This is a genomic window from Marinobacter sp. L-13 (assembly GCF_056857715.1).
On the sequence record NZ_JBSXNQ010000061.1, the window covers coordinates 24,633 to 43,885 of the forward strand.

At 57.9% G+C, this 19,253-nt stretch carries 17 protein-coding genes; 11 read left to right on the forward strand and 6 right to left on the reverse strand.

Going from position 1 to position 19,253, the window contains the following annotated elements; genetic code table 11:
• The first annotated feature begins 52 nt into the window (after positions 1-52).
• The 5 genes from AC13DD_RS14850 (at position 53) to phoU (ending at position 5,541) form a co-directional block, all read left to right on the forward strand.
• On the forward strand, positions 53-1,093 hold the full coding sequence (locus tag AC13DD_RS14850) for a substrate-binding domain-containing protein (protein WP_008172969.1): 1,041 nt from the start codon (positions 53-55) through the stop codon (positions 1,091-1,093).
• A 137-nt stretch (positions 1,094-1,230) separates the two neighbouring features.
• Positions 1,231-2,619 carry a phosphate ABC transporter permease subunit PstC gene (pstC, locus tag AC13DD_RS14855; protein WP_008172968.1) on the forward strand — a complete coding sequence of 463 codons (1,389 nt, stop codon included), beginning with the start codon at positions 1,231-1,233 and terminating at the stop codon, positions 2,617-2,619.
• On the forward strand, positions 2,612-3,886 hold the full coding sequence (pstA, locus tag AC13DD_RS14860) for a phosphate ABC transporter permease PstA (protein WP_053113208.1): 1,275 nt from the start codon (positions 2,612-2,614) through the stop codon (positions 3,884-3,886). Before pstC ends, pstA begins: the two co-directional genes overlap by 8 nt.
• A gap of 11 nt (positions 3,887-3,897) precedes the next feature.
• On the forward strand, positions 3,898-4,785 hold the full coding sequence (gene pstB / locus AC13DD_RS14865; RefSeq protein WP_041645688.1) for a phosphate ABC transporter ATP-binding protein PstB: 888 nt from the start codon (positions 3,898-3,900) through the stop codon (positions 4,783-4,785).
• A gap of 33 nt (positions 4,786-4,818) precedes the next feature.
• Complete coding sequence (gene phoU / locus AC13DD_RS14870) at positions 4,819-5,541, forward strand: phosphate signaling complex protein PhoU (protein WP_088558819.1); 723 nt, start codon at positions 4,819-4,821, stop codon at positions 5,539-5,541.
• A gap of 173 nt (positions 5,542-5,714) precedes the next feature.
• Here the strand turns inward: phoU and AC13DD_RS14875 are convergent, their stop codons facing one another.
• From AC13DD_RS14875 to mnmH, 5 genes are all read right to left on the reverse strand, one after another.
• On the reverse strand, positions 5,715-6,080 hold the full coding sequence (locus tag AC13DD_RS14875; RefSeq protein ID WP_273044941.1) for a histidine triad nucleotide-binding protein: 366 nt from the start codon (positions 6,078-6,080) through the stop codon (positions 5,715-5,717).
• A 41-nt stretch (positions 6,081-6,121) separates the two neighbouring features.
• On the reverse strand, positions 6,122-7,417 hold the full coding sequence (locus tag AC13DD_RS14880; protein WP_482931371.1) for an FAD-dependent monooxygenase: 1,296 nt from the start codon (positions 7,415-7,417) through the stop codon (positions 6,122-6,124).
• An 82-nt stretch (positions 7,418-7,499) separates the two neighbouring features.
• The gene (locus AC13DD_RS14885; RefSeq protein ID WP_008172962.1) at positions 7,500-8,057 is read right to left on the reverse strand and encodes an aminoacyl-tRNA deacylase; all 558 of its coding nucleotides are present in this window, start codon (positions 8,055-8,057) and stop codon (positions 7,500-7,502) included.
• 170 nt (positions 8,058-8,227) lie between these two features.
• The gene (locus AC13DD_RS14890) at positions 8,228-9,061 is read right to left on the reverse strand and encodes a mechanosensitive ion channel family protein (protein ID WP_273157394.1); all 834 of its coding nucleotides are present in this window, start codon (positions 9,059-9,061) and stop codon (positions 8,228-8,230) included.
• A 141-nt stretch (positions 9,062-9,202) separates the two neighbouring features.
• Positions 9,203-10,306, reverse strand: a complete 1,104-nt coding sequence (mnmH, locus tag AC13DD_RS14895) for a tRNA 2-selenouridine(34) synthase MnmH (protein WP_273069541.1) — start codon at positions 10,304-10,306, stop codon at positions 9,203-9,205.
• 133 nt (positions 10,307-10,439) lie between these two features.
• Here mnmH and AC13DD_RS14900 point away from each other — a divergent pair, with 133 nt between their 5' ends.
• A complete protein-coding gene (locus AC13DD_RS14900; RefSeq protein ID WP_041645686.1) occupies positions 10,440-11,099 on the forward strand; it encodes a class I SAM-dependent methyltransferase in 660 nt (219 codons plus the stop codon).
• Positions 11,100-11,543: 444 nt separating this feature from the next.
• Here the strand turns inward: AC13DD_RS14900 and AC13DD_RS14905 are convergent, their stop codons facing one another.
• On the reverse strand, positions 11,544-11,948 hold the full coding sequence (locus AC13DD_RS14905) for a VanZ family protein (RefSeq protein ID WP_482931372.1): 405 nt from the start codon (positions 11,946-11,948) through the stop codon (positions 11,544-11,546).
• A 97-nt stretch (positions 11,949-12,045) separates the two neighbouring features.
• Between AC13DD_RS14905 and cysZ the strand changes: the two genes are divergently transcribed.
• The 5 genes from cysZ to AC13DD_RS14930 all read left to right on the forward strand — a co-directional run bounded on the left by cysZ (position 12,046) and on the right by AC13DD_RS14930 (position 19,098).
• Positions 12,046-12,795 (forward strand): sulfate transporter CysZ, encoded by a 750-nt coding sequence (gene cysZ, locus AC13DD_RS14910; RefSeq protein WP_092030554.1) that lies wholly within the window; start codon positions 12,046-12,048, stop codon positions 12,793-12,795.
• Between the two features lie 16 nt (positions 12,796-12,811).
• Complete coding sequence (gene rapA, locus AC13DD_RS14915) at positions 12,812-15,673, forward strand: RNA polymerase-associated protein RapA (RefSeq protein ID WP_482931373.1); 2,862 nt, start codon at positions 12,812-12,814, stop codon at positions 15,671-15,673.
• A 130-nt stretch (positions 15,674-15,803) separates the two neighbouring features.
• Positions 15,804-18,254 carry an acyl-CoA dehydrogenase gene (locus AC13DD_RS14920; protein ID WP_092030551.1) on the forward strand — a complete coding sequence of 817 codons (2,451 nt, stop codon included), beginning with the start codon at positions 15,804-15,806 and terminating at the stop codon, positions 18,252-18,254.
• A gap of 17 nt (positions 18,255-18,271) precedes the next feature.
• The gene (gene crcB / locus AC13DD_RS14925) at positions 18,272-18,652 is read left to right on the forward strand and encodes a fluoride efflux transporter CrcB (protein ID WP_482931374.1); all 381 of its coding nucleotides are present in this window, start codon (positions 18,272-18,274) and stop codon (positions 18,650-18,652) included.
• Between the two features lie 239 nt (positions 18,653-18,891).
• Positions 18,892-19,098, forward strand: a complete 207-nt coding sequence (locus AC13DD_RS14930) for a cold-shock protein (RefSeq protein ID WP_008172950.1) — start codon at positions 18,892-18,894, stop codon at positions 19,096-19,098.
• Positions 19,099-19,253: the final 155 nt, after the last annotated feature.

A 19,253-nucleotide genomic window follows, 5' to 3' on the forward strand; every position in this document is an offset into this window, starting at 1 on the left:
GGTAAAGCACATCCGACAAAACGTCCAAACCAAAAAATGGAGACATGACGTGATGAAACTGAACAAAGCACTCGCGACTGTAGCACTGGCCGGCTCCGTAGCCGCCATGTCTGCACCAGCCATGGCCCGTGACACCATCAGCATCGTGGGTTCCTCAACTGTTTATCCGTTCGCCACAGTTGTTGCCGAGCGTTTCGGCACCAAGACCGACTTCAGCACACCCAAGCTGGAATCCACCGGTTCAGGCGGCGGTCTCAAGCTTTTCTGCCAGGGCATCGGCACCCAGCACCCGGACATCACCAACGCGTCACGTCGCATGAAGACGTCCGAGTTCGAACTCTGCCAGAGCAACGGCGTTACAGACATCACCGAATTCCGCATTGGTTCTGACGGCATCGTGATCGCCAGCTCTAAAGAAGCTGAGAACCTCGATATCACCCTCGAGCAGCTGTTCCTGGCCCTCGGTTCCAAAGTGCCTGTTAACGGCGAGTGGGTAGCCAACCCGAACAAAAACTGGAGCGATGTTGACTCCAGCCTGCCGAACAAGCCGATTCGTGTAATGGGTCCGCCCCCGACTTCCGGCACCCGTGATTCCTTCAACGAGTTGGCTCTCGCCGCTGGTTGCGACGAGCTGCCTGAAGCCGCCAGCCTGAGCAAGGACGAGCACGCCTCCATCTGCGAAAGCGTTCGTGAAGACGGCGCCTTTATCGAAGCGGGTGAAAACGACAACCTGATCGTGCAGAAGCTGATTGGCGACACCGGCATGTACGGTGTATTCGGTTACAGCTTCCTGGAAGAAAACGCAGACCGTCTGCAGGCTGCCACTCTGAACGGTATGATCCCGACTGCCGAAGCCATTGCTGCGGATGAGTATCCGGTGGCCCGTTCGCTGTTCTTCTACGTGAAGAAAGCTCATGTTGGTGTGGTTCCGGGCATTGCGGAGTATGTCAGTGAGTTCACCAGCAACGCTGCCATGGGCCAGAACGGCTACCTGAAAGATGTGGGCCTGATCGTGCCGCCGCGGGCTGCTTTGATGGACCTGATGGACAAGGCAGAAAGCATGCCGAACCTGACCCTGGACGAGCTCAAGTAAGACCGTCGTCCGGTCAAGAATGGAGGTGCGGGTCTCGTTGGAGGCCCGCACCTTTTGCACGTTTGGACGATCCGGTGCGAGTTCAGAGCTGAATCTGTAAACTGTGCGCCAATTCGAAGTCGAATACAGGAATTTTCATGCAACCGGCTAATCTTTTATTACTGACTCTGGTGCTGGCGATCGTGGCCTATTGGCTCGGTTACGCTCGCTCCCGGTCGTTGGCGATGCCGCTGGGTGGGATCCGTCACCTCAAGTCCCTGCCTTTTTATTACGGAGCCCGAGCGGCATTGTGGAGCGGTATCCCCGCTCTTATCGTGCTTGGTCTTTGGGCGGCATTCCAGGGCAAAGTCATCCAGATGATCGTTATTGGTGGTTTGCCTGAAGGTATAATCCCGGCGACCGACGGTGAGGCGAGCCTGCTGTTGAGCAAGATCAGCAATGTGGCCAGCGGAGCCTTGCCTCCTGGCTTCGTTGAAGCACCGATAGCTGAGGCCGCCGAGCGTTTACAGGCACTGCGCACGCAGAGTCGGTTCCTGATGTCTGGTCTTGTAATCTCGGTTGCCGTGCTTGCGGGTTTTCTCGGGTGGTTGAGAATTCGCCCCCGCCTGAATGCCCGTTCCCAGGTCGAGTCCATTCTCAAGTGGGTATTTTTCGCCTGTGCGGCCCTGGCTATATTGACCACCGTCGGAATCATTTTCTCGGTGGCGTTCGAGACTTTTCGTTTCTTTGGCAAGGTCCCGTTCACCGAATTTATCTTTGGTAGTCACTGGAGCCCCCAGACCGCTCTGAGGGCCGATCAGGTGGCTTCTCAGGGCGCCTTCGGGATGATTCCCCTGTTTACAGGTACCCTTCTGATTTCTGCCATTGCCATGGTTGTGGCTGTGCCGGTGGGCTTGCTGTCGGCCATTTACCTGTCGGAATACGCGGGTAGAAAGGTGCGCGGTGTGGTCAAGCCGTTGCTGGAAATGCTGGCGGGTATTCCCACCGTGGTTTACGGCTTCTTCGCCGCTCTTACGGTCGCTCCGTTTATCAGCGATCTGGCCGCATCCATGGGTATCGAGGCATCAAGCCAGAGTGCCCTGGCCGCTGGTGCCGTTATGGGCATCATGATCATTCCGTTTGTGTCTTCCCTGTCGGATGACGTGATCAATGCCGTGCCCCAGGCCATGCGTGATGGCTCTCTTGCGCTCGGAGCCACCCAGTCCGAGACCATGAAAAAGGTGATTTTCCCGGCTGCACTGCCCGGCATCATGGGCGGTATTCTGCTGGCGGTCTCCCGGGCCATCGGTGAAACCATGATCGTGGTCATGGCCGCTGGTCTGGCTGCTAACCTGACGGCCAACCCGCTGGAAACGGTTACCACCGTAACCGTGCAGATCGTGACCCTGCTCACCGGTGACCAGGAATTCGACAGCGCCAAGACGCTGGCTGCCTTCGCATTGGGCGCCATGCTCTTCCTGGCAACCCTGTTGCTCAACGTCATTGCACTGAAAATCGTACGCAAATATCGGGAACAGTATGACTGACCAACGTTCACAGGCGGAGATTGTCCGCCAGTCGCTCAAGCGTCGCTACCGTAAGGAACGCCGTTTCCGCGCCTACGGCATCATGGCAATCGCCATTGCCCTGGGGGCCCTGTTAATCCTGTTCACCGATATCATCGGCAAGGGTTATACCGGCTTCGTGAAGACCACCATCACCATGGATGTGCAGTTGGATGGTGAGATGATGTATCTGGATGATCCCACGGACGAGCGTCAGATCAAGATGGCCGATTTTGTCGAGCCTCTGGTTCAGGCACTGATCAAGGAGATCCCTGGAGCAACGGAGGATGACCGGAATCAGGTTCGCGAGCTGATCAACCCGTACGCCTCGGTGACGCTACGGGATGCCCTGAAGGCAAACCCCGATTGGTTGGGCACCACCCAGACCATGACCTTTCTCACGCACACGGATGTGGATGTCTACGTCAAGCATGCAGGGGATGATGCCTACTCGATCAAGCTGAACGACCAGCAAAAAACCTGGGTCGATGAGCTTCTGGAGCGGGACGTTATCGAGACATCGTTCAATGATGTGTTCTTCAGTGGCGGCGATTCCCGTGATCCGTCCAAGGCAGGTATTCTTGGCGCCATTGTCGGTTCGCTGCTGACCATGTTCGTTACCCTGATCCTCTCGTTCCCGATTGGTGTGGCCGCGGCGATCTACCTGGAAGAATTCGCGCCCCAGAACAAATTCACCGATTTTATCGAGGTGAATATCAACAACCTGGCGGCGGTTCCTTCCATCATCTTTGGTCTGCTTGGCCTCGCGGTGTTTATCAACCTGTTCGGGATGCCACGTTCGGTTCCGGTGGTTGGTGGTCTGGTGCTGACGTTGATGACTCTGCCGACCATCATCATTTCCAGCCGGGCCGCGATCAAAAGCGTACCACCCTCGATCCGGGAGGCCGCTGAAGGTATCGGTGCATCCAAGATGCAGGTAGTTCTGCACCATGTGCTGCCGCTGGCCATGCCGGGTATGCTCACCGGTTCCATCATCGGTATGGCCCAGGCACTGGGTGAAACCGCACCGCTGCTGCTGATCGGTATGGTGGCGTTCATTGTGGACGTACCCGACGGGTTCTTCGATTCGGCGACGGTGCTGCCTGTGCAGGTGTTCCTGTGGGCGGGCAGCCCGGAGCTGGCCTTTATTGAGCGAGCGTCGGCAGCCATCATGGTGCTGCTGGCCTTCCTGATCAGTATGAACGCATTGGCCATCTGGATGCGCAAACGTCTCGAGCGCCGGTGGTAAGGAGAATCAAGATGAATAGTGTGAATACAACCATTACCAGTGAAGTTACCCAACCGGACGAGGTTGCCGTGCCAGTTCAGGAATCGAAGCCCGCTGAAACCATCATCGAGGAAGGCAAGACCGTCGGTAAGCCTTACTCGGACGACCCCAAGTTCAAGCTTCGGGATGTCGAGGTATTCTACGGGGATGCCCCCGCGATCAAGAAGATCAGCCTTGATATTGGCCGTAACGAAGTCATTGCCTTCATCGGCCCATCCGGTTGCGGCAAATCCACCTTCCTGCGCTGCCTGAATCGCATGAACGACAGCATCGATATCTGTCGTGTGAAGGGTTCCCTGCAACTGGACGACCACGACATTTACGACCCCAAGCGGGATGTGGTCGAACTGCGGGCCAGGGTCGGTATGGTATTCCAGAAGCCGAACCCTTTTCCCAAGTCCATCTACGACAACGTGGCTTACGGCCCCCGGATTCACGGGCTGGCCAACCGCAAGTCGGATCTGGACGAGATAGTGGAAAACAGTCTGCGCAAGGCCGGCCTCTGGGAAGAGGTAAAGGATCGCCTGGACGCCAACGCAACCGGCATGTCCGGCGGCCAGCAACAGCGTCTGTGTATTGCCCGTGCCATTGCCGTGAGCCCGGAAGTGGTGCTGATGGATGAGCCCTGCTCGGCCCTGGACCCTATTGCGACCGCGAAAGTGGAAGAGCTGATTGCCGAACTGTCCGAAAGCTACACGATCGTTATCGTGACCCACTCGATGCAGCAGGCGGCCCGGGTATCTCACCGTACGGCCTACTTCCACCTGGGACACCTGGTTGAAGTGAACGAGACCAACAAGGTATTCACCTCGCCGGAACATGAACTGACCGAGTCCTACATCACCGGCCGTTTCGGCTGATTCCGGACCTGAGGAATTTTGGAGAAGAACAGTATGCCTACGAAGAAGGACGAAGTTTACGGGGATCACATCTCCCACAAGTTCAATAACGAACTGATGGAACTCAAGACCGAGTTCCTGAAAATGGGTGGCATGGTGGAATCCCAGGTCGAGAACGCCATTCAGGCCCTGGTGGATGGCGATGGTCATCTGGCCGACGAAATCCGTGCCAACGACAAGAAAGTTGACCGGATGGAAGTGGAAATCGACGAGGAAGCCACCCTGATCATCGCCCGTCGCCAGCCGACGGCAAGGGATCTGCGTCTGGTGATCTCGGTCATCAAGATGGTGGCCGACCTTGAACGGGTTGGCGACGAGGCCAAGAAAATCGCCAAGCTTGCGATCAAGCTGCAGGAAGAAGGCCAGGCCCCGCGGGGCTATGTGGAAGTACGCCACATTGGCACCCACGTGCTCAGCATGCTTCACGATGCCCTGGATGCCTTTGCCCGGCTGGATTCGGAGCAGGCGCTGCGGATCATGAAGGAAGACAAACGCGTCGATGAGGAATATCAGGCAGCTGCTCGGACCCTGCTGACGTTCATGATGGAAGATACCCGCAACATCTCACGGTGCATGTCCGTAATGTGGGTGCTCCGTGCCCTGGAGCGGGTGGGTGACCACGCATGTAACATTGCCGAGAACGTGATCTTCATGGTCAAAGGCGAGGACGTTCGTCATACGCCGGTGGAAGAGGCTGAGAAGGTGGTCGGCCGCTGATTTTTTGGCCTGGGAGGAGGGCCGCCGTGTGGTGCGGCTTTCCGAGACACGCTCGAGCCGTCCATGGTCGCTTGGCTTTCGCCATCCATGGCGAAAGCTAAGCGCGCATGGATGCCTTGAGCGTGTCCCAAACAGCATTACCGGACCGCTTGCCGGCACCCAAGCCTAAAAAATCAGGCCTGCTTCATCTTGTCGGTATAAGGCGGCCAGCCCAGCGGCTTCCCGGCAAGAACGTGCAAGTGGATGTGGAACACCGTCTGCCCTGAATTTTCCCCGCAGTTCATGACAACCCGGTAGCCGTCGTCGGAAAAGCCCTTCTCCTTGGCAATTTTCGCAGCCACCAGATACAGATGCCCTACCAGTTCCCGATCTTCCTCGGTGATGTCGTTAATGGTGGCAATGGCCTTTTTCGGGATGACCAGGAAATGAACCGGCGCCTGAGGGTTTATGTCGCTGAAAGCGAGGGCGATGTCGTCTTCGTAGAGGATGTCCGCGGGAATTTCCCGGTTGATGATCTTGGTGAAAATCGTCTTTGACATGGTGGCTCCTTTTCACTTGTCCTTGGGATTGTTGTTTGGCTCTAAAGCTGATTCAGGCCCGGAATCCGGGAGGCTATCTGCCGCACCACGGCCGGCAGTTCCTCGTCGATGCCCATGGCGTAGCGGGCCACCCGGTTGCGGGCGAAGGGCAGGGCGCGGGCGGCGCCCAGGCCCAGATTGCGCAGCAGATGGACGGGCGGAATCCGGTTACTGAACAGATGGTAAAACACATCCATGGTCAGCATCATTCTGCGGTTCGCTGGTCGGCGCTGTTGCTCGTAAAGGTTCAGCCACTTCGGATTTGCCAGATCATCATCGGCGCGCCTGGCTTCCTTGAGGACTGCCTGTAGGGCCTGGGCATCCTGGAAGCCCAGGTTCACGCCCTGGCCAGCCAGCGGGTTGATGGTGTGGGCTGAATCTCCGGCCAGGACCACTCGCCCGGCGTGGTAGTGTTTGGCGTGCTGACGGGCGATGGGAAACGAGGCCTTGCTGTCGATGTGGGTCAGCAGTGGCAGGCTTGCAGGGAACGATGACTGGATTTGTTCCATCAGGGCCCTGTCGTCCAGGCCTTTCAAGCGGGCCAGTTCCTCCGGCGAATCGTACCAGACCAGGGAGCCCCAGCTCTCGCCGGGATGGTCCGGGCCGGCGCTGTGCAGGGGCAGGAAGGCGCGTGGTCCGGAAGGGTGGAAGCCTTGCCAGGTAATGTCTTCAACCGGCCCCTGATAACGTACCGAGACGACCATCGCCTGCTGTTCATACTGGTTCCGGGTGGTGCCAATGCCGGCCAGCTCGCGAATTCGGGACTGGGCGCCATCGGCTCCGACCACCAGGGCTGCGAGCAGCTCGCGGCCATCATCCAGGGTGACCGTCGCGGTATCACCGGACTGCGCCAGTGAGGCGACACCCTGACCGTGGAACAGGGATACCTGGGGGCAGGCCTCGGCGGTTTGCCAGAGTGCCTGTTGGGTAACCGAGTTCTCGACAATATGCCCCAGGTGCTGTGCGCCAAGCTCGGTGGCGTCGAACTGGACTTCGGCCAGCTTCCGGGGCACCAGGTTCTGCAGTGGATAGCGGGTTTCATCCCATACGGCCAGTCGTTTGTAGGGCGTTGCCCGCATGTGAAGGATATGGTCCCAGGCGCCCAGGCTCTGAAGATAGCGCTCGCTGCCGGCGCTGAGGGCAGAAACCCGGATGTCGGGGGCGTTTTCTGGATCGAAGGCGGGGGGCGGAGCCCGGTCTACCAGGGCAACGCGGAAGCCATTCTGGCCAAGGCCAGTGGCGAGGGCAGCACCGACCATGCCGGCACCAACTACCACAATATCAAAGGCTTGAGTCATATCGGTTTCCTGTCTGATGCCCCCAGTTTACGCGATGGCGGCAGCCAGACAAGAGACCGGGATCAAGCCGGCAGGAAAAGCCTCAGTAGCCGGCCATTCCTGATACCCGTTGCTTGGCAACGTCGTCCGGCCGGCGACGGCCTTTGACCAGCCAGGCGGGCTTCTGGGCTCCGGGTTTGTTGAAGCCCTGGTTCAGTACCATCGGTTGCACGAGGTTAATGAAATCGGCGGTCTTCATGTGGACAGATTCACTGTGACTGCCCGCCGCAAAGGCAAGTTCCGACTGTTCGGTCAAGGCTTCCGCGCAGTACACGGTCATTCCGAACAGGTTGCCAAAGGGGGGCATGGCGCCTACCTCGCAATCCGGGAAGCGGTCCTGGAATTCCTGTTCGTCAGCGAGGTCAAGAAAGTCGGTGTCGAGGATGCGGGATAACCTGTCCCAGCGGATTCGCCAGGTGGCCGGCATCACCAGCATTGCCATTTTGCCATCCAGTTCGATGATCACCGTTTTGACGACACGGTCGCCGGCAATCTTGACGTGGTGGGCGAGTTCCTGGGCGGTAAATGCAGGAGGGTGGGAGAGGCACATGTATTCCACACCTGCCTCATCGAGGAATTCCTTCAACTGCTGTACCGGCATAGTGACAACCTCCTACCAGCAATGACAGCGTTCCGGAGCCTGTGTTGATCTGATTGCCTGGCCCCGATGGCCTGGTGGGGTTGGTCAACCCCGCCATTAATGGTCAGCTTAGTCGAGGTTACGCAGTTTGCGAGTAACCGGATGTATCAATGAGAAACCGATCGCGAATCTCAGTCGGTTTTAATCATATGAATATCGCGCTGGGGGAACGGAATGCTGATGCCCTCGGCGTCGAATGCTTTCTTCACTTTCTCATGCATGTCCCAGTAGAAGGGCCAGAGATCACCTGATTTGGTCCAGGCCCGAACGGTCAGATCGACGGAGCTTTCGCCCAGGGCACCAACAACGACCAGTGGTTCGGGGTCCTTCAGTGCGCGCTCGTCTTCTTCAATGAGGCGCTTGCAGATGGCCTTGGCCTTGTCGATGTCATCACCGTAGCCGATGCCGAAGCTCATGTCGCAGCGACGGGTTTCATAGGCGCTCAGGTTGGTCAGGCTGGCGTTGGCCAGTTGACCATTGGGGATCACAATCCGGCGGTTATCGAAGGTGTCGACGATGGTGTACAGGATGGAGATTTCGCGGACGGAGCCGAGGTAGCCCTGAGCATCAATCGCGTCACCAACTTTGAACGGTTTGAAGATCAGGATCAGCACGCCGCCGGCGAAGTTGGCGAGGCTGCCCTGAAGCGCAAGACCGACGGCCAGGCCGGCAGCACCGATAATGGCAATGAAGGAGGTGGTGGCAATGCCGACCATGGAGGCGACAGAGATCAGCAGCAGAATCTTGAGGATTGCTCCGATGAGGCCGCAGAGAAACTTGTTCAGAGTGGGGTCTTTTTTGCCCAGCTTGTTATCTAGAACGCCGACGAACCGGTTGATCAGCCACATGCCCACAATCAGAGTGACAATGGCCAACACGACCTTGGGGGCGTATGTCATGACCAGAGCCATGGCCTGATTCATGAGTTCCGAGGCACCGCCTTCAGCGCCAAATAGGTCTTCCATAAAGGACTCCTTGTTCGTTGGTATTTTTCATAAGTGTCGGATTAACGGACAAATTCCTGCAACAACCTGATTCGTCTACTTCTTTATATAGCAGACAAATGTCGTGAGTGTGTACTGCAGGCGTAATATTCAGTCAGGGCCTTACGCAACCGAGCTTTTGTTGGCCCAGTCGAGAATGGTCTTGGGGCCTCCACGAACAAGAATCCGGCCTTCTTTCTTGCCCAGTTGGTAGTCGTACATTGGGTCGTAATAATCCTGGAGCAGTGACTGGATCCAGGCGTTATGGGCCGCTGTCTCTCCGGTGGCTTCCTGCTGCAGGAGTGCCTGGTCCATCAGGCCGCGCAGCTGCTGGTGTCGCTCCCCGCCCAGGCGCTTGCGGATGCGGTCAATGGCGCTCAGCAGATAGTCCCGGAAATTCAGCCAGCCTGCTTCGGCCCCGTCGCGGTCCACGTAATCCGAGTACATTCCCTCAACATAATCTTCGCGAATGATGCCAATACGCTCTTCCATCGGTTGCTCGAGGATCAGCAACGGCGACCTGGCCATGCGCTCCTTGAGGGATTCGGGCAGGGCGCAACGGCCCACCAGGCGGCTTTCATCTTCCAGATAGACCGGACCACTGTTCAGGTGGCGGGCTTTGAGCATGGCGACCGCCAGCCGGTTCTCGAAATCGATCTGTGAAGGCTGCGGTGTTACCTGACGCCCGAAACTGGAGCCCCGGTGATTGGCCAGGCCTTCAAGATCCACCGGATTGGGTAACTGTTGCAGAACCCGCGTTTTGCCGGTTCCAGTGCGCCCGCTGAGAATGCGGAACTCGCCGGATTCGATCTGCGCTTCCAGACTGTCGATCAGGAATCGGCGCAATGCCTTGTAGCCGCCTTTGACCAGCGGGTAGTCAATGCCGGCCTCCCGGATCCACTGCTGAGTGAGCCGGGAGCGCAGGCCGCCCCGAAAACAGAACAGGTAGCCGTTCGGGTGGCGGGCGACAAAACGTTTCCAGGCTTCAATGCGCTGGGCCTTGATGTCACCGGACACAAGCTGGTGCCCCAGTTCAATCGCCTTGTCCTGACCTTTCTCCTTGTAACAGATGCCAACCCGATGGCGCTCCTCATCGTTCATCAGGGGCGCGTTTTCGGTATTCGGAAAGCTGCCACGGCTGAACTCTACCGGTGCCCGGACGTCCATCAGCGGCACATCGTTCAGGAACAGGGAAAGGTAGTCGTCGGTGTCGGGTCTGCTTGCCATTTCAGCGGTAAACCAGTTGTCAGATGGAGGCGGCAGTATAGCGGAAATGGGGTTTTTCTGCTTGTCGCCGCCTGTTTCCCGTACTGGTCACGGGTACAATAACGCCTTCCGGAAAATTGAGGTTGGGTACCCCATGTCAGTGGACAGTCTGAATCAGCACCTGCGCAAAACCCTCTCCCGAGGCCGGGTGGCCGTTTCCCGTCCTGCCGGCTGTGAGCGCATTGCCCTGTACCTCTTTGACCCGAGGGTGCTTGAGGGGCCGTTATCGCACGAAGAGGCCCAGGCGGTCGTTGCCGAACCCGCCTACTGGTCGTTCTGCTGGGCCAGCGGCCAGGTGCTCGCCAACTGGATTCTGGACAATCCCCATTGGGTTGAGGGCAAGCGCGTCCTGGATTTCGGCTCGGGATCCGGAATCGTGGCTGTCGCGGCGGCAATGGCCGGAGCGAAGGAAGCCATCGCCTGTGACATTGATCCGGCTGCGCTGGACGCGGCCAATGCAAATGCGGCTCTCAATGGTGTTTCCGTTGGCCTTTGCCCTGACTGGGCAGCCCGACCGGACGAAATAGATGTCGTGACCGCCGCGGATGTGCTCTATGATCCGGAAAACCGGCCGTTGCTCGGCGTTTTACGCGAGGCGGCTCCTCGGGTGCTGCTGGCGGATTCGCGGATGAAAGTGTTGGGTGACGATGCCTACCGCAAGCAGACAACGCTTGAGGCCCGGACCTGGCCGGATCTTAACGAATTCGAGGAGTTCAATAGGGTTCGTATCTACCTGGCCGAGAACAACCAGTGATGGATCAGAGGTGAGAAAAAAGAAGGTATAAAAAAATAAAGGGCAACCAAACGGTTACCCTTTCTCGGAACAGGTCGGCGCATCCTTGCGCATTTGGCAACAGCCGTGTTGCGAGATCCTTGAGCCACTCCGTGGTGCCGGCATCCGAGCCGGCTATCCGAATAGTTATCCCTTAAGCGAGGCGTCCTTGTGTCCCTACCTCTCCCCGCGATCCTTGCCGGGGTGCATCCAGTGCGTCGTCCATTTCCCTGTCATCCTTGACAACAACAATATACCAACTGGATTCTGACAAACGTGTGAACTGTGCACGCATCGCAGGAGATGTCAGCGTGGGTGTCTGCAATAAAATAAAGTTATCAGTGAGTTAGCTTTTCCCTAAAGAGTTTCTGGCACTGCCGCGCACACAACGTCACTGCAAGATCTCACGCCTGTGTAAGAGATATCTCACAGCGATTCTGGCGAATTTCGCAAATCCGGTTTTCCGGCGTTTCGGATGCCGGGCCAGGGAAGAAGTCCGATGGCAATGCCGGCGCCGTCCGCAGCCAGATCGGCCAGGGAAAATTCCCGATAGGGCAGGGTTGCCTGGATAAGCTCAATGCCAAGGCCAAAGCCCAGCAGCGCCGGCGCAAACCAGATGGCCCGCAGCTCCGGCCAGGCCAGCCGGGTGAGAATGGTGAGCTCGAGGAAGGCGATAAAATGGTTCACCTTGTCGTTCGACGATGAAGGTATGGCATGAGGGCTGTCGGTTGTCGCCAGAAACCCGATGGCCAGAACGGAAACCACAAAAGCTGCCTGCCAGAGGGGGCGATATTGCAGCAGGCTGGTCAGTTGTTGTTTCAAGGTATCCATCGGGGAAGTCACTGAGCGTTCTCGGGCTGTGGGAATGTTGCCAACATGATATGCTTTGCGCCCCGTCATTGTCATTGAAGCGGAGGTCCTGCCAGCTATGCTCAAGGGTAATTTTTTTCGTGGACTGGGCTACCTGGGTGAGGGTTTCCGCCTGATTCGTCAGCCCGGTCTTCGGCTGTTCGTCATCATTCCACTGGTTATCAATATTCTGCTCTTCGGATTGCTGTTCTTCTTCATGGGAGAGCTGTTTGCAGGCCTGATTGCCGCCGCGATGTCGTGGTTGCCTGACTGGGCGTGGCTGCAGGCACTGGATTGGTTGTTCTGGATTCTGTATGGGGCGGTCATCGTACTGATGCTCGCCTACGGCTTTGTGATCGTTGCCAATCTGATTGGTTCCCCTTTCTATGGCTATCTTGCCGAGCTGACAGAAAAGCACCTGACCGGCCAGGAGGTGAATACCGATGACAGCTGGGCATCGATCATCAAGGATATTCCCCGCGCACTCTGGCGCGAGGTTCAGAAGATCCTGTATTACCTGCCGCGGGCTATCGGTTTACTGATCATCGGTCTTATACCGGTTGTTAATCTGGTGGCTGCTGTTCTCTGGTTCCTGTTCAACAGCTGGATGATGGCGCTGCAATACGTGGACTACCCGGCAGACAACCACAAGGTCAGTTTCCCCGCACTGCGACGGTTGCTCGGCGACACCCGCCTGTCTGCCTTTGGCTTTGGCCTGCCGGTGGCGCTGGCTGCCATGGTGCCGGTGCTGAATTTGTTTGTCGTTCCGGCGGCGGTATGTGGGGCGACGGCTTACTGGGTGCGTGAGAACGGCGCCACAAGAACTTAATTGGTCTGGAGGTTTCTTGGATACATCGGAATTTGTTATTGGTCAGCGTTGGGTCAGCCACAGTGACACCGGCCTGGGGCTCGGGATCGTCACGGATATCTCCGGGCGCCGGGTGACCCTCGGGTTTCCCGCCGCCGATGAGGAGCGCACCTACGCGATTGATAACGCCCCGCTGTCCCGCATCATCTATCAGCTGGGGGAAGAGATTGAGACCTTCGATGGCGAACGGTACACCGTCCGTGCAGTTGAGGACCGGGGCGGGGTGCTCCTGTATCACGGGGACGACGGCACCGATCTGCACGAAATATCCGAGGTGAAACTCGCCGGATCCGTGAATTTTTCTGCACCGCACCAGCGGCTGTTCGCGGGCCAGTTCGATCGCAACGGCGCCTTTCGCCTGAGGTTTGCCACGCTTCAGCACATGAACCGCCTGCGGGCATCGTCAGCCCAGGGGTTGATCGGCGCCCGCACGCAGCATCTGCCACACCAGATATACATTGCCCATGAAGTTGCCCAGCGCCATGCGCCACGGGTTCTTCTGGCAGATGAGGTCGGTCTTGGCAAAACCATCGAGGCGGGGCTGATCCTCCACTATCAGCTGCACACTGGCCGGGCAAAGCGTGCCTTGATCGTGGTGCCGGATTCCCTCACCCATCAATGGCTGGTGGAAATGCTCCGCCGCTTTAATCTGCGATTTTCCATAGTGGATCAGAGTCGCTACGACGCTCTGAAAGAGCAGGAAAGCGACGTGGATGCGCTGGTAAACCATATTTTTGGCGATGAAGATGCGGTGAATCCGTTCGAGAGCGAGCAGCTGGTGCTCTGCAGTCTCGACTTCCTGAAGAAAAGCCAGAAGGCGCAGGACGATGCCCTCAAGGCTCACTGGGACCTGATGATTGTTGATGAGGCCCATCATCTTGCGTGGAGCCCTGAAGAGGTTAGCCCGGAATACCGGATCGTTGAGGAACTGTCGGCGGTCAGCCGCGGCCTGCTCTTGCTGACAGCAACGCCCGAGCAGGTGGGTATCGCCAGTCACTTTGCCCGCCTGCGGCTTCTCGACCCGGCCCGTTTCCATGATCTGGAAACCTTCCGCAGAGAAGAGCAGCAGTATGAAGCCATCAACAGTGTTGTCCGACGTCTTCAGGACGAAAGCTCCGATATCAGCGAGGGTGATCAGAAGCTGCTGCGGGAATGGTTGGGTGAAGAGCTGGACCAGCTGTTTGCCGGTGACAATCCGAGGCAATCGGTGATCGATGCCCTGCTGGACCGGCATGGTACCGGTCGCGTGCTGTTCCGTAACACCCGGGCGGCCATCCAGGGATTTCCCGAGCGCCGACCCGATCCTGCACCGTTGCCTTGTCCGGCCATGTACGAAGGGCAGGCCTCAGGTATTCAGGGGTTGGCCCCGGAGCAACTGGTGCCCGAGGAGCAGTGGCTGGCGGACGATCCCCGGGTTGAGTGGCTTGAGAAAAAGCTGGTCGGCCTGCGCCCGGCCAAAGTGGTGGTGATCTGTGCCAGTGCCCAGACCGCCATGGCCCTGGAACATTATCTCCAGCTGCGGGCGGGTATCCGCAGTGCTGCCTTCCATGAACACCTGAGCCTGATCGAGCGTGATCGCGCCGCCGCCTATTTCGCCGACACGGAGCAGGGTGCCCAGGCGCTGATCTGCTCTGAAATCGGCAGCGAAGGCCGCAATTTCCAGTTTGCCCATCATCTCGTGCTCTTCGATCTGCCTGCAAACCCGGACTTGCTCGAGCAGCGCATCGGGCGGCTGGACCGGATCGGTCAGACAGAAGCGATTGATATTCACGTGCCCTATCTCAGTGGCACCAGTCAGGAGGTGCAGTTCCGCTGGTTCCACGAGGGCCTGAACGCCTTTGCCGAGAGCTGCGCGGTGGGCGTTGCCGTTCAGGAAGCGGTGCAGGCCCAGTGGCAGCAGGCTATTGATGGCGACCTTGATGTGGCTGATGGACTCGTCGAGGCCTCTGCGGACGAAGCAACGCGCCTGAAAACGCTCTTGCAGGCTGGCCGTGATGCCTTGATCGAGCTGAATTCCTGTCGCCCTGAGGTGGCAGAGGATCTGATCGCCGCCATCGAAGACGAAGAATCCGAGGCCCGGGTTCGGGATTACATGATGGAGGCTTTTGACATCCTCGGCGTGGATGTCGAAGACCATGCCGATCACTCCGACATTCTGCGACCCGGCGAGCAATATCAGGCCGGCCATGTCGCCGAATTACCGGAAGACGGGATTACCGTGACCTGGGACCGACAGAATGCCTTGGAGCGGGAAGACCTGGCTTTCATGAGCTGGGAGCACCCGATGGTCACGGGGGTGATGGACTCGGTGACCAGCTCCGGCCTTGGCAAGGCCGCCCTCGCCAGTCTTTCCGTAAAGGCGCTGCCGCCCGGAACGCTGTTGATGGAGGCCCTGTTTACTGTGCACTGCCCGGCACCGGAAGCGCTCCAACTGACCCGCTACCTGCCGGTCTCGCCACTTCGGCTGCTGGTGGATGTAAATGGCAAGGAACTCTCGGGCGCGTTGCCCCACGACCGTCTTAACGAGATGTGCTCGAATATCCGGCGTCGCACGGCCCAGGCCATCGTCCCGCAGATCCGGCCCCAGGTGGAAACCATGGTGGACCACGTGGAGCGGTTGTCGGAGCCTAATCTGGAACCCCTGAAGTCTCAGGCGCTTGAGCAGTTGGAGGCCAGTTTCGGACCGGAAATCCGTCGGCTGGAAGCATTGCAAAAGGTGAATCCGGCGATTCGCGAGGAGGAAATCGACTTTTTCCGCGAGCAGTTCGAGGCGGCAAAAGAGGCGATAGGGCACGCCAGCCTGGCATTGGAAGGCATTCGTGTGATCGTGACCGCATAATGCCAGGTGTGATCTCCGTAACTGGCTGACTGTGCGGCATTTGCTGGTCAGCCCTCATCTGATGCGGTACCGTAAACGTAACGGTTTATAGTCTTCGACATTCCCGAACCATGGATGACAGAGAGAACCTATGATGACTTTCATACTGTTTGTAGTGGCACTGGCTGGCCTGCTGATTGTGATGCGGCGCGAGTCTGGTGCAACGTCCGCGATTGGCGTAATGGCCGTTACCGGCCTGCTGTCGCTGATTTTCGCCTCTGGTTTGCTGGCCCTGGTTTTGTTTATTGGTGCCGCCGTAACAGCTGCTGCCGGCCTCCCCGGGTTTCGCCAAAGCTGGCTGACACCCCGCATTTTCGCGATGTTCAAGAAGGTCGCACCGAAGGTGTCCGAGACTGAGAAAGTGGCTCTCGAAGCCGGTACGGTCGGCTGGGACGGTGAACTGTTCACTGGTCGGCCTGACTGGCACAACCTGCTGATCAACCGCAATACCGGCCTGAGCGAGGAAGAACAGGCCTTCGTCGACAACCAGTGTGTCCAGGCAATTTCCATGTGTAACACCTGGGACGTGGCGGTCGAGCGGGCTGATCTGCCCAAAGAGCTGTGGGACTTCCTCAAGAAGGAAGGTTTCTTCGGGATGATCATTCCCAAGGAATACGGTGGCCTCGAATTCTCTGCGAAGGCGCAGTCTGCAGTTCTGCAAAAACTGGCATCCAACGAGACGCTCATGGTGTCTGTGGGCGTACCCAATTCCCTTGGTCCTGGCGAGCTGCTCGTCAAGTACGGCACCGAGGAGCAGAAAAACCATTACCTGCCAAGGCTTGCAGACGGTCGTGAAATTCCGTGCTTTGGTCTGACGGGCCCAAGGGCTGGTTCAGATGCGACGTCGCTTCCGGACACCGGTATCGTTTGCAAACAGAAAGTCGATGGCAAGGAAGTTGTCGGTATCCGGCTCAATTTCGAGAAGCGCTGGATCACCCTGGCGCCAATCGCCACGGTTGTTGGTCTTGCCTTCCGCATGTTCGACCCGGACGGGCTCCTGGGCGAAACCGAAGACTACGGTATTACCTGCGCACTGATCCCCAGGGACACCAAAGGCATGGAGATCGGCCGTCGTCATTGCCCGATTGGCAGCCCGTTCCTGAATGGCCCGATCAAGGGTAAAGACGTCTTCATTCCGCTGGACTACATCATCGGTGGCGTGGATATGGCCGGTCAGGGCTGGCGTATGCTGGTTGAGTGCCTGTCGGTGGGTCGCTGCATCACCCTGCCCTCCGGTGCGGCCGGTGCGGCTGCGTCGGCCGTTGGCACCGCTGGTGGTTTCACCCGTATCCGCCGTCAGTTCAATACGCCGGTTGCTGATATGGAGGGTGTGCAGGAGCCTCTGGCCCGAATCGCCGCCAAGACCTATATCTCTCAGGCAGCTGTAAACCACACTGCCAATATGATTGATAAAGGTGAGAAGCCGGCAGTGCCGTCTGCCATCCTTAAATACCACCTTACCGAGTTCCAGCGCGGTGTATTGACCGATGCCATGGACGTTCACGGTGGCAAGACCGTCACGCTTGGCCCGCGTAACTACCTGGGCATAGGCTACAGCGGTGCCGCTGTCTCGATCACTGTTGAGGGTGCCAACATCATGACCCGCAGCCTGATGATCTTCGGCCAGGGCGCCATTCGCTGCCATCCGTATGTGCTCAAGGAGCTGGCGGCCAAGGACAACGATGATATCAACGCGTTTGACGATGCGTTCTTCGGCCACGCCGGGCTGATTTTCGGCAATGCCGCCCGCGCCTTCACCCAGGCTCTTGGTCTTGGACGGGCAGATGTGCCGTTTGACAGTGCCAGTCGCAAGTACGCGCAGGCCGTGGCCCGCTTCAGCGCAGCCTTTGGTCTGTGCTCGGATGCCGCGATGACCACGCTTGGCAGCGAACTGAAAATGCGGGAGCTTATCTCTGCACGGCTGGGGGATATGCTGTCCAACCTGTACCTGGCTTCCATGGTCCTCAAGAACTGGCACGAGACCCAGCCGGTAGAGGGTGAGAAGGAAGTAATGGAGTACAGCCTGGGCATGCTGCTGCATCGCACTGAAAACGCCCTGGATGAGTTCCTCCAGAACCTGCCGAATCGCGCCGTGGCGCTGGTTCTGCGCGGCGTTACGATGCCGCTTGGCCGTCGCTGGGGCAGTCCGCAGGACGACCTTGCGCGCAAACTGGCTCGTGCAATATCCACAGACACGCCTATCCGCAATAAGCTGATTGCCAGCATCTGGCATACCAATGGCGAGGGCACCGTGGAGAATCCGGTGGCTCGCTACAACGGTCTGCTCAAGGACTACGACAAGGCAGAACAGCTATACCGGAAAGCGACCAAGGCCTACGCCAAAGGTGAATTGCCGATGACCGCCTTGCATCCGGAAGAGCGGTTTGAGGCGGCCCTGAAGGCTGGTATCTATACCAAGGAAGAGGCCGATTTCATGCGCCAGTATGAGACGGTGGTACTCGAGATGCTAACGGTCGATGACTTCCCGTTTGATGAGTTTGCGCGCAACAAGGAGACAGTGATTGATCACAACCCCGCCTGACAGGAGACAGCCCTGACATGTGGTTGTCGTTCGTTGCTGTGAGTGTTGGCGCCGTCATCGGCGCCAACCTTCGTTGGGCTCTGGGATTGTGGTTGAACACGACCTACCATGCCGTTCCTTACGGAACGCTGGTTGCCAATCTCAGTGGTGGTTGGCTGATCGGGCTGCTTATCGGTTACTTCAGCCATGGCACCACGCTGGCACCGGAGTGGCGGCTCTTTGCCATAACCGGATTGTGCGGTGCGCTGACCACCTTTTCGACGTTTTCACTCGAGATGTTTGCTGCAATCCAGGGCGGCAAATGGGCCATGGCCATCACCGGTATTCTGGCCCACGTTGTCGGCTCCATCCTCATGACTGCACTGGGAATTTACACCTTTGGCCTGGTGAAGGGATGATGGGTACCACTACCTACACAAATTCTCGAAAATACCCTTGGCAAGCTTCGGATTCAGGAGTAGAGTGAAGGGCGTAGGAAAGATTCAGTAAAGCATTTCATGAATAAGACGTACCTCCGCAGTTAGTAGTGACCGTCCTGTTTTTGATTCCGCGAGTTCTGTATTTCCGCAAAACGCTGACCTGACACCATGAAGGTGCGAGGCGGCAGATAATATGATTGATTTCAGGAAGTTTAAGTATGTCTACTACTACCGGTACTGTTAAGTTCTTCAACGAAGCAAAAGGCTTTGGCTTTATCACTCGTGAAGGCGGCCCGGACGTTTTTGTTCACTACAGCGCTATTCAGGGCAGCGGTTTCAAAACTCTGGCAGAAGGCCAGCAGGTTGAGTTCACCGTTACCCAGGGCCAGAAAGGTCCTCAGGCGGAGAACGTTGTTGCCCTGTAATCCCTGATGGATTCGGCAATAACCGCCAAAAAGGCAGCTTCGGCTGCCTTTTTTAATGGCTGAAAAACGCCTGGCAAGGTGGCACGCTTTTGTTATTTTCCCATCATTGTGTAATCTTTACCGACCTGCTGCTCGTTTAACCGGAAGTCGAGATC